This is a genomic window from Streptomyces chlorus (assembly GCF_042655885.1).
Classification (GTDB): domain Bacteria; phylum Actinomycetota; class Actinomycetes; order Streptomycetales; family Streptomycetaceae; genus Streptomyces; species Streptomyces chlorus.
In genome coordinates this window covers 25,278-35,064 of record NZ_JBHSOA010000047.1, presented here as the reverse complement: position 1 = coordinate 35,064, position 9,787 = coordinate 25,278, and the positions used below count along the sequence as shown (strand labels likewise).

General features: G+C 71.3%; 9 protein-coding genes and 1 pseudogene. 4 read left to right on the top strand and 6 right to left on the bottom strand.

Going from position 1 to position 9,787, the window contains the following annotated elements:
- Nucleotides 1–10 precede the first annotated feature (10 nt).
- From ACFPZI_RS21915 to ssgD, 5 genes and pseudogenes are all read right to left on the bottom strand, one after another.
- A complete protein-coding gene (locus ACFPZI_RS21915) occupies nucleotides 11–985 on the bottom strand; it encodes an acyl-ACP desaturase (RefSeq protein ID WP_381365523.1) in 975 nt (324 codons plus the stop codon).
- 139 nt (nucleotides 986–1,124) lie between these two features.
- Nucleotides 1,125–1,292: pseudogene (locus tag ACFPZI_RS21910) on the bottom strand (N(G),N(G)-dimethylarginine dimethylaminohydrolase); the annotation flags it as partial.
- 267 nt (nucleotides 1,293–1,559) lie between these two features.
- Nucleotides 1,560–3,176 (bottom strand): ABC-F family ATP-binding cassette domain-containing protein, encoded by a 1,617-nt coding sequence (locus ACFPZI_RS21905; protein WP_381365520.1) that lies wholly within the window; start codon nucleotides 3,174–3,176, stop codon nucleotides 1,560–1,562.
- Between the two features lie 363 nt (nucleotides 3,177–3,539).
- Nucleotides 3,540–4,754, bottom strand: a complete 1,215-nt coding sequence (locus ACFPZI_RS21900) for a GDSL-type esterase/lipase family protein (protein ID WP_381365517.1) — start codon at nucleotides 4,752–4,754, stop codon at nucleotides 3,540–3,542.
- A gap of 144 nt (nucleotides 4,755–4,898) precedes the next feature.
- On the bottom strand, nucleotides 4,899–5,315 hold the full coding sequence (ssgD, locus tag ACFPZI_RS21895) for a spore wall synthesis regulator SsgD (RefSeq protein ID WP_381365514.1): 417 nt from the start codon (nucleotides 5,313–5,315) through the stop codon (nucleotides 4,899–4,901).
- A 349-nt stretch (nucleotides 5,316–5,664) separates the two neighbouring features.
- On the opposite strand from ssgD, the gene ACFPZI_RS21890 reads away from it, so the two are divergent.
- Nucleotides 5,665–6,447: an endonuclease V gene (locus tag ACFPZI_RS21890; protein WP_381365511.1), complete on the top strand. Its 783-nt coding sequence runs from the start codon at nucleotides 5,665–5,667 to the stop codon at nucleotides 6,445–6,447.
- On the opposite strand, the gene ACFPZI_RS21885 is transcribed toward ACFPZI_RS21890, so the two are convergent.
- Nucleotides 6,444–6,659, bottom strand: a complete 216-nt coding sequence (locus ACFPZI_RS21885) for a hypothetical protein (protein ID WP_381365508.1) — start codon at nucleotides 6,657–6,659, stop codon at nucleotides 6,444–6,446. The genes ACFPZI_RS21890 and ACFPZI_RS21885 overlap by 4 nt on opposite strands.
- Between ACFPZI_RS21885 and mmpA the strand changes: the two genes are divergently transcribed.
- From mmpA to ACFPZI_RS21870, 3 genes are read left to right on the top strand one after another with little or no spacing between them, the layout of a single operon-like run.
- Nucleotides 6,634–7,290: a morphogenic membrane protein MmpA gene (gene mmpA / locus ACFPZI_RS21880; protein ID WP_381365505.1), complete on the top strand. Its 657-nt coding sequence runs from the start codon at nucleotides 6,634–6,636 to the stop codon at nucleotides 7,288–7,290. The two genes, ACFPZI_RS21885 and mmpA, sit on opposite strands and share 26 nt — an antisense overlap.
- Before the next feature lie 42 nt (nucleotides 7,291–7,332).
- Nucleotides 7,333–8,526, top strand: coding sequence for a CaiB/BaiF CoA transferase family protein (locus ACFPZI_RS21875; RefSeq protein WP_381365502.1), 1,194 nt, complete (start codon nucleotides 7,333–7,335; stop codon nucleotides 8,524–8,526).
- Nucleotides 8,523–9,737 carry an acetyl-CoA C-acetyltransferase gene (locus ACFPZI_RS21870; protein ID WP_381365499.1) on the top strand — a complete coding sequence of 405 codons (1,215 nt, stop codon included), beginning with the start codon at nucleotides 8,523–8,525 and terminating at the stop codon, nucleotides 9,735–9,737. The genes ACFPZI_RS21875 and ACFPZI_RS21870 overlap by 4 nt, the downstream gene beginning before the upstream one ends.
- Nucleotides 9,738–9,787: the final 50 nt, after the last annotated feature.

Below are 9,787 nucleotides of genomic sequence, written 5' to 3'. Positions count from 1 at the left end.
GGGGTCAGGGTCAGCCGGCTGCCCGCGCCGCCATCCGGGCCTTGCGCGCCGCGAGCTTCTCGTCGAACTTGCTCGCCTCGGAGTCCAGACCGCCGAGGAACAGGCCGAGCTCCTCCTGGGCCTTGACGCCCTCGGGGCCGAGCCCGTCGATCTCCATGATCTTCAGGAAGCGGATCACCGGCATCATCACGTCGTCGTGGTGGATGCGCAGGTTGTAGACCTCGCCGATCGCCATCTGCGCCGCGGCCCGCTCGAAGCCGGGGATGCCGTGCCCCGGCATCCGGAAGTTCACGACGACGTCCCGCACCGCCTGCATCGTGAGGTCGGGGGCGAGCTCGAAGGCCGCCTTGAGCAGGTTCCGGTAGAAGACCATGTGGAGGTTCTCGTCGGTCGCGATGCGGGCCAGCATCCGGTCGCAGACCGGGTCACCGGACTGGTGGCCGGTGTTGCGGTGCGAGATACGGGTGGCCAGCTCCTGGAACGCGACGTAGGCGATCGAGTGAAGCATCGAGTGACGGTTGTCCGACTCGAAGCCCTCGCTCATGTGCGACATGCGGAACTGCTCCAGCTTGTCCGGGTCCACCGCCCGCGACGCGAGCAGGTAGTCCCGCATCACGATGCCGTGCCGGCCCTCCTCCGCGGTCCAGCGGTGCACCCAGGTGCCCCAGGCGCCCTCGCGGCCGAACAGCGTGGCGATCTCGTGGTGGTAGCTCGGCAGGTTGTCCTCGGTCAGCAGGTTCACCACCAGCGCGATCCGGCCGACCTCGGTGACCTTGGACTGCTCCTTCTCCCAGGCCTCGCCGTCCTCGAAGAAGCCGGGGAAGTTACGGGCGTCGCTGAACGGCACGTACTCGTGCGGCATCCAGTCCTTGGTGACCTTCAGGTGCCGGTTGAGCTCCTTCTCGACCACTTCCTCCAGCGCGTACAGCAGCCGGGCGTCGGTCCAGGCGGAAGAGCTGCCGAGGTGGGGAGAAGCGATCGACATGGGTACTCCAGGGGACGGGGGCAGTACGGGGGCCGGCGAGCGGCGCAGGCGACCTACGGAATCGTAGGCTACGAATCCGTAGGTTACGAAACCGTAGGTTAAGTGTCTCGTAAAGCTTGCTGAGCAGCGGGGTCGCCCGTCAGGCGTAGAGGTTCCGCAGCCGCACCGAGAGGCAGGTGACGCAGCCCTCGAGCTGCTCGAACTCCCCGATGTCCACCAGCACCGGCGCGTAGCCGAGGTCCGTGAACAGATCCGCCGTCTTCGGTGCGCTCGCCGCCATCAGCAGCCGGTCCCCGCCGAGCAGCACCTCCCCCGCCCTTCAGGCAGCGGGGGAGGGCGAGAGCCTTCTTGCTGGGCACGTGCGTGACTCCGTATCGGACGGGGCAGGTCCGGCAGCGGTACCGAGGGCGCCGGTGGGTCGGCCGGTTTTCTCGGGTGCCGGCGCAGCCATCATGCAGGGCGAACCCGGCCCGGGTCACCCCGTCGGCCCTGTGATCCATCACCGGTAACCGGCCCGCACCGGTCGCACACCGGTCACACCAGTCACACACAGGCCTCATCGGCCCTACCTGCCTCACCCGACGGCTTCCGGTGCGATCTCCCTCAGTTCCCCCTCCTCCATCAGCAGCCAGCGCGTGATCCCGACCGACTCCAGGAACGGCAGGTCGTGGCCGGCCACGATCAGCGCCCCCTCGTACGACTCCAGCGCCGTGGTGAGCTGCCGGACGCCGGCGATGTCGAGGTTGTTGGTCGGCTCGTCCAGCATCAGCAGTTGTGGCGCCGGCTCGGCCAGCATCAGCGCGGCCAGCGTCGCCCGGAAGCGTTCACCGCCGGAGAGCGTCACCGCCTTCTGGTCGGCGCGGGCGCCCCGGAACAGGAAGCGGGCGAGGCGGGCCCTGATCCGGTTGTTGGTGGCGCCCGGCGCGAACCGTGCCACGTTGTCGGCGACGCTCAGCTCGCCGTCGAGGACATCGAGGCGCTGTGGCAGGAACCGCAGCGGGACCTGCGCCGTCGCCTCCCCGGACACCGGCGGGAGCTCGCCCGCGACGGTGCGCAGCAGCGTCGTCTTGCCCGCGCCGTTGCGCCCGATCAGCGCGACCCGTTCCGGTCCCCGCAGCTCGAAACCACCGTCCACCCGTGTGCCGTAGGCGAGTTCGAGGTCCGTGAGGGTCAGGACGGTACGTCCCGGCGGTACGGCCGTGTACGGCAGGTCGACGCGGATCTCGTCGTCGTCCCGTACCGCCTCCACCGCCTCGTCGAGCCGTTCCTTCGCCCCGGTGAGCCTCTCCTCGTGCATGATGCGGTGCTTGCCCGCGGACTCCTGGGCCGCGCGCTTGCGGGCCCCCATGACAATCTTCGGCTCGCGCTTCTGGTCCCACATCTTCTGTCCGTACCGCTTGCGGCGGGCCAACTTGACCTGAGCGTCGATGAGTTCACGCTTCTGCTTGCGCAGGTCCGCCTCGGCGACCCGTACCATGCGCTCGGCCGCCTCCTGTTCGACCGCGAGCGCCTCCTCGTAGGCCGTGTAGTTGCCGCCGTACCAGGTGACTTCGCCGGAGCGCAGATCGGCGATCTGGTCGACCAGTTCCAGCAGTTCGCGGTCGTGGCTGATCACGACCATGACGCCCGGCCAGTTTTCTACGGCCGTGTAGAGCCGCCTTCGGGCGTACAGATCGAGGTTGTTGGTGGGTTCGTCGAGCAGCAGTACGTCGGGCCGGCGCAGCAGCAGCGCGGCCAGCCGCAGCAGCACCGACTCGCCGCCCGAGACCTCGCCGACGGTGCGGTCCAGCCCGATGTGTCCCAGGCCGAGTTCGCCGAGCGTGGCCAGGGCGCGCTCCTCCACGTCCCAGTCGTCGCCGACCGTCTCGAAGTGCGCCTCGGCCACGTCGCCCGCTTCGATGGCGTGCAGTGCGGCCCGCTGTGCGGCGATACCGAGCGCGTCGTCGACCCTCAGCGTGGTGTCGAGCGTGACGTTCTGCGGCAGGTACCCCACCTCGCCGGTGACGCGGACGGTGCCGTCGACCGGCCGGAGTTCACCGGCGATCAGCTTCAGCAAGGTTGATTTTCCTGACCCGTTGACGCCGATGAGGCCGGTCCGGCCGGGGCCGAAGGCGACGTCGAGGTCCTCGAGGACGGGGGTCCCGTCGGGCCAGGTGAAGGACAGGGAGGTACAGGTGATGGACGGGGTCATGCGGGCCTCCGCGGTTGCGTGGTGCGGTCATGGCAAGCGCGTATCGAGACACCGCGGGAGGGCGACGGCCGCACGACGACGGCCGGACGACGGCCGTGGGACGGCCGGGAGCCGGGCGGGAAGGTGTGGGCATGAAAAAAACCCTGTTCCGCAAGGACGGCTCGTACGCCGAGGTCGCACGCTGCGTGCACACCACACGGGTGTGACGCGGTGTCTCAGAACCTCAGACGAGCAACGTCCCTCTCCAATCGACGGCAACAGAAGCGTGGTACACCGTACGAAGGGCCGGGAACGGGTGTCAACGCGTTTTTCGCGGAGGCCGCAGGGCCGCAGGCCGCAAGGGTGCCGGGCGGGCCGGCCGGATCAGCCGGTGAACGGCCCGCCGGTGCCGAACGCCAGCTCCGCGAAGCGCTCACCCATACGACGGTGCGTGGCGGCGTCCGGGTGCAGCGCGTCGGGCAGCGGCAGCTCGGCGTGGTCCGCCTCGCCGTACAGCTTCCGGCCGTCCAGGTAGTGCAGATGCGGGTCGTCGGCCGCCCGCTGCTTCACCACGCGGGCCAGCTCCTCCCGTACGACGTTGAGGGTGAGCTTCCCGGCGGCACGTTCCTCGGGGTCGCCCATGGCCGCGAACCGGAGCCGGCCCTCGTCGAGGGTGCTGAGGTCGGGAAGGCTCGGGCCCGGGGTGTCCTCGTGGATGGGGCACAGAATGGGCGAGACGACCAGCAGCGTCGTCGTCGGGTGGCCGTCGCGGATCGTGTCGAGGAAGCCGTGCACCGCCGGAGCGAAGGCGCGCAGCCGCAGCAGATCGGTGTTGACCAGATTGATGCCGATCTTGAGGCTGATCAGGTCCGCGGGCGTGTCCCGCATGGCCCGCGCGGTGAACGGGTCGAGCAGGGCGCTGCCGCTCAGTCCCAGGTTCACCAGGTCCACCCCGCCGAGCGAGGCGGCCAGCGCCGGCCAGGTCGTGGTCGGGCTCGCGGCCTCGGAGCCGTGGCTGATCGAACTGCCGTGGTGCAGCCACACCCTGCGGTCCCCGGGGGCCACCGGCGTCACGGGGGCGTCGGTGCGCAGGGCGACCAGCAGGGTCATCTCGTTGTGCGGGAGCCAGATCTCGACGCGCTTGTCACGGTCCGGCAGCCCGGTGAACCGGACCGTGCCCACGGGGCCCGGCTGCAGCTCGGCGGAGCCCGTGGCCATGTCCATCAGCATGACGTTGCCGCCGGGGACATGGGTCTGCCCGGCCGGTTCGCCGTCGATCAGCAGGTCGTAGACACCGTCCGGGCGGGGCGGAGCGCCCTCGTAGGCCATCTTGGTGCGGAGCACGTCCAGTTCGACGGCCGTGGCCCGGGTGCGCAGCACCAGCCGGACGCCGGACGGCTGCGCCTCCGCCATGGCCAGCTGACCGTCGGCGGCCTGCGCGCGGGCTCGGGCGGGCAACCGGTGCGGCTGCACGCCCTGCGCGGTCCGCTCCAGCTCGAGCGCGCCGCGCAGCAGCTCCTCGGTGAGCGGGGTCGTGATCCAGCCTTCCGCCGGGGGAGTGGGCGAGGAGCCGTTGGTGGGTTCGTGGGGGGTACTCATGATCGCAGGCTGTCAAGCGCGTCGGCGATCCGCAAACATTTATCCCGGGCGCTCGACGGCACCCGACCCCGCCGTGCCGTGTCGCGGCTCGGCTGTCGAGGGTCGGCCGGCCCGGCTCGGCTGGCGAGGGTCGGCGGTCGTCGCTCAGCAGGCGTCGCGGATCAGCTCGGCGAGATCGTGGTCCAGATCGAGCTGGAGGTGCTCCAGGCCGGCCGGCACGAGTTCGCCGGCCGCCTCCAGGAACTGGCGTATCTCGCCCGAGCGGACATGCACGACGGCGGTTCCCTCCGGAGCGTGGAACTCCAGCACGGTCCGGTCGTAGCCGTACGGTCGCACGCGGACGTCGCCGTGGCCCTCGGGCTCGTGCAACCCCGCGGTGAGCAGCTCGCGGGCGAAGGTCCAGCAGACCTCGACGCCCTCCAGGGTGGCGGGAGCGGGGAAGGACATGCGGACGGCGAACGGATCGCTCCGGTCGTAGTGCAGAGTGGCGGGAATACTCGCCATCCGCGGCGCGGCGGCGACGAGACGGGCCTCGACGGGCTGCTCGATGACGGTGGACAACGCCTTGCTCCCTCGTGACGGCTGGACAACTTCCTGGCGGATAGGGCGGGCTACTCAAAGAGACGACGGAATCGGCCAATCCGTGCCCACCGGAACAGCGTGACCTCTGTCACCGCCTCCATGCGCCGGTGTGATCAGGCTTCCCCGGGACGGAGGTTGCATGCGGCATGTACCGGTTGCCGTGGGTGTTGAGCACTCGGGAGGACGCCAGGCCGGTGCACTGAACCGGTGCGCAGGACCGGCTCACGGGATGAGGAGGGCAGGCGCCGCAGGGGCGAGGGCCGGTCGAACATGAGCAGGTGTCAGTTCCGACGCGCGAAGTCCTCCACCCCGTAGGCTCGTCGCCATCATGACGAGCGTACGCATCCCCGATGGCTGGCCCACGACCGAGGGAGCGGCCCGTGCCGTCCAGGACGGACTGCGCGGGCGGGTGGTGCTCGACGAGCCCGGCCCGCCGCCCGGGACGGGCCGGGTCACCGGGGTCGACGTGGCGTACGACGACGAGCGGGACCTCGTCGCGGCAGCGGCCGTCGTCCTGGACGGGGCGAGCCTCGAGGTCATCGCCGAGGCGACGGCCGTCGGCCGGATCTCCTTCCCGTACGTGCCCGGTCTGCTGGCCTTCCGGGAGATCCCCACCGTGCTGGCCGCCCTCGACGCCCTGCCGTGCCCGCCGGGCCTGGTCGTCTGTGACGGCTACGGGCTCGCCCATCCTCGCCGCTTCGGCCTCGCCAGCCATCTCGGGGTCCTCACCGGCCTGCCGACGATCGGCGTCGCCAAGAACCCGTTCACCTTCACCTTCACGGCCCCGGCGACCCCGCGCGGCAGCACGGCCCCGCTGCTCGCGGGCACCGAGGAGGTCGGCCGGGCCCTGCGCACCAGGGACTCCGTCAAGCCGGTCTTCGTCTCGGTCGGCCATCGCGTCGGTCTCGCCAACGCCTGCGCCCACACCCTCGAGCTGACCCCCGCCCACCGCCTCCCGGAGACCACCCGCCGGGCGGACGCCCTGTGCCGCAAGGCCCTTCGAGAGGCAGTGGGCGCGGACTCGGGCACGGACCAGGGTCTTTCGTCCGGGTCGGGCCGGATCAGGGACCGGGGCCCACGAGCCCGACTCGATCCGCCGGACAGGCCCTAAGCGGCTCCCTCCCGCTCGACACCCTCGCCCTGCTCGATGCGCCAACGGCCCACCTCGCGGTACTCGGAGTCGTAGATCTCCGACCCGTCACCGGCCTTCATCGGGTAGTGGCGCAGGTTCCCGCCCCAGTAGCGCAGGATCCGCCCCAGCTCACCCACGGGATCCTTCGCCAACGCCTCGTCGTCCATGCTCACTTCGAGAAGAAATCGCATGCCTTCAAGTGTTCCATTGAACTCCTCCTTGGCACTTGTACGGAGAGTTCCGCCGGCCTGCCCGGACCTGACGCCGAAAAGTCTCCACTCGGTGCCGCCACCGGCGGGTACGGGCCGATGCGAACCGGGTACGGGCAACCGGGTACCTGTACGGATGTCGGGCCGCCACTCCCTCGGCAGGCTGAGGCATGACACGCACCGTGCCTCCAGGTCAGTTGCCGCCGTGGTCCGACCCGCCGCGCGGGCGGTGGCCTTCGGGCCGGCCCTCGCCGTCCTGGCGGGCGTCGGCCGGATCGCCGGGATGGTCTGCACGGTACTGGAGTGGCCCTTCCGGGCGAGGCCCTGCGCCCCGGACCGGCAGAGCCGCTCGTCCTCCTCGCTGCTGACGTCCTGCGAGCCTGCACCCCGCCGCCCCTTGCCGCCGTCCCCCGCTGGAGCCGAAGGGCGTGCCTGCCGCCGGGCTGCTCCGCGACTGGGCGGAGGAGAGCTGCCGCACCGTCGCGCCGAAGCGTCCGGTGGCGGAACCGGACGGCACCTGCGCCGGGCGGGAGCACGGGCCGCGCCGTACAGTGGCGAACAGTGGCCAAGCGCTTGCTCGCCCGGTCTTGTGCTGAGTGGAAGGTGTTCCTAGCATCATCGGTGTGACATCAGTTGTGTCAAAGCTGGGGGTGTGATGACGGAGGCACAGGTGCCTGCACCTGCGCGGTCGCCGGGGCAGGGGCCGCTGACCGGCGTGCGGGTGGTCGAGCTGGCCGGGATCGGCCCCGGCCCGTTCGCCGCGATGCTCCTGGCCGATCTGGGCGCCGACGTCGTCCGCGTGGACCGCCCCGGCGGCCCCGGACTCGGCATCGACCCGGCGTACGACGTCACCAACCGCAACAAACGCTCCGTGGTCGTCGATCTGAAGGCCCCCGACGGCGCCGGCCGCGTCCTCGACCTGGCCGAGCGCGCCGACATCCTCGTCGAGGGCTTCCGCCCCGGTGTCGCCGAGCGCCTCGGCGTCGGTCCCGGGGACTGCCACGCCCGCAACCCGGGCCTCGTCTACGGCCGGATGACCGGCTGGGGTCAGCAGGGGCCGCTCGCGGACCGCGCGGGGCACGACATCGCGTACATTGCCCGCACCGGCACCCTCGGCATGATCGGCAGCCCCGACCGGCCGCCGGCCGTTCCGGCCAACCTGCTCGGCGACTACGCGGGCGGCTCCCTCTACCTCGTCGTCGGCGTTCTCGCCGCCCTGCACCACGCGCGTCTGGGTGGCACCGGGCAGGTCGTCGACGCCGCCATCGTGGACGGAACCGCCCACCTGTCCGCCATGATCCACGGCATGCTCGCCGTCGGAGCCTGGCAGGACCGGCGCGGAGCCAACCTCCTCGACGGCGGCTGCCCGTACTACGGCACGTACGAGACGGCCGACGGCGGACACATGGCGGTGGGCGCGCTCGAACCGCAGTTCTACGACGAGTTCCTGCGGCTGCTCGGCATCGAGGACGAGGAAGGACCAGGGCTCTCCGGGGCCCGCATCGACGTCACCCGGTGGCCCGCCCTGCGCGAGCGGGTCACCGCCCGCTTCAAGGAACGCACCCGCGACGAGTGGACCGCCGTCTTCGACGGCTCCGACGCGTGCGTGGCCCCCGTCCTGTCGCTGCGCGAGGCCCCGCACGACCCGCACCTCGCCGCCCGCGGCACCTTCACCGAGCACGACGGCATCACCCAGCCCGCCCCGGCCCCGCGGTTCTCCGCCACGCCCACCAGCGTCCGCACCGGGCCCGCCCGGCCGGGCACCGACACCGACGACGTGGCCCGCGACTGGGACGTACCCCGACTGCTGTCCGCGCCCCGACCCCCTCAGCGAAAGGCCTCCCCGTGAGCACCGAAGCGTACGTGTACGACGCGATCCGCACCCCGCGCGGGCGCGGCAAGGCGAACGGCGCCCTGCACGGCACGAAGCCCGTCGACCTGGTCGTCGGCCTCATCCATGAGATCCGCGACCGTTTCCCGGACCTCGATCCGGCCGCCGTCGACGACGTCGTGCTCGGCGTCGTCAGCCCGGTCGGCGACCAGGGCTCCGACATCGCCCGGATCGCCGCCCTCGCGGCCGGGCTGCCCGACACGGTCGCCGGCGTCCAGGAGAACCGCTTCTGCGCCTCCGGCCTCGAGGCCGTCAACCTGGCCGCCGCCAAGGTCCGTTCCGGCTGGGAGGACCTGGTCCTGGCCGGCGGTGTGGAATCCATGTCCCGGGTGAAGATGGCCTCCGACGGCGGCGCCTGGTTCAACGACCCGATGACCAACCTCGCCACCAACTTCGCCCCCCAGGGCATCGGCGCCGACCTCATCGCCACCATCGAGGGCTTCTCACGGCGCGACGTCGACGAGTACGCGGCCCTCTCCCAGGAGCGTGCGGCGACCGCCTGGAAGGAGAACCGCTTCGCGCGGTCCGTCGTCCCGGTGAAGGACCGCAACGGGCTCGTCGTCCTCGACCACGACGAGCACCTGCGCCCCGGTACCACCGCCGACTCCCTCGCGGGGCTGGGGCCGTCCTTCGCGGACATCGGCGAGCTGGGCGGCTTCGACGCGGTGGCGCTGCAGAAGTACCACTGGGTGGAGAGGATCGAGCACGTCCACCACGCGGGCAACTCCTCCGGCATCGTGGACGGCGCCTCCCTCGTCGCCATCGGCACCAAGGAGGTCGGCGAGCGGTACGGCCTCACCCCGCGCGCCCGGATCGTCTCCGCCGCCGTCTCCGGCTCCGAGCCCACCATCATGCTCACCGGCCCCGCCCCCGCCACCCGCAAGGCGCTCGCCAAGGCCGGGCTGACCATCGACGACATCGACCTCGTCGAGATCAACGAGGCGTTCGCGGCGGTCGTGCTGCGCTTCGTGAAGGACATGGGCCTGACGCTGGACAAGGTCAACGTGAACGGCGGCGCCATCGCGCTCGGCCACCCGCTCGGCGCCACCGGCGCGATGATCCTCGGCACCCTCGTCGACGAACTGGAGCGCCAGGACAAGCGCTACGGCCTCGCCACGCTCTGCGTGGGCGGCGGCATGGGCATCGCCACCATCGTCGAACGCCTCTGAAACCCCGGCGGAACCCGGACCCGAGCGACCCGAGCGACCTCTACGGAGAC

Excerpts from the sequence above, each read along its gene's own strand:
- ACFPZI_RS21915 (WP_381365523.1), bottom strand. The coding sequence starts at position 985 with ATGTCGATCGCTTCTCCCCACCTCGGCAGCTCTTCCGCCTGGACCGAC.
- ACFPZI_RS21890 (WP_381365511.1), top strand. The coding sequence starts at position 5,665 with ATGACGAGCGTACGCATCCCCGATGGCTGGCCCACGACCGAGGGAGCG.
- ACFPZI_RS21905 (WP_381365520.1), bottom strand. The coding sequence starts at position 3,176 with ATGACCCCGTCCATCACCTGTACCTCCCTGTCCTTCACCTGGCCCGAC.
- ACFPZI_RS21875 (WP_381365502.1), top strand. The coding sequence starts at position 7,333 with ATGACGGAGGCACAGGTGCCTGCACCTGCGCGGTCGCCGGGGCAGGGG.
- ACFPZI_RS21900 (WP_381365517.1), bottom strand. The coding sequence starts at position 4,754 with ATGAGTACCCCCCACGAACCCACCAACGGCTCCTCGCCCACTCCCCCG.
- ACFPZI_RS21885 (WP_381365508.1), bottom strand. The coding sequence starts at position 6,659 with ATGCGATTTCTTCTCGAAGTGAGCATGGACGACGAGGCGTTGGCGAAG.
- mmpA (WP_381365505.1), top strand. The coding sequence starts at position 6,634 with ATGCTCACTTCGAGAAGAAATCGCATGCCTTCAAGTGTTCCATTGAAC.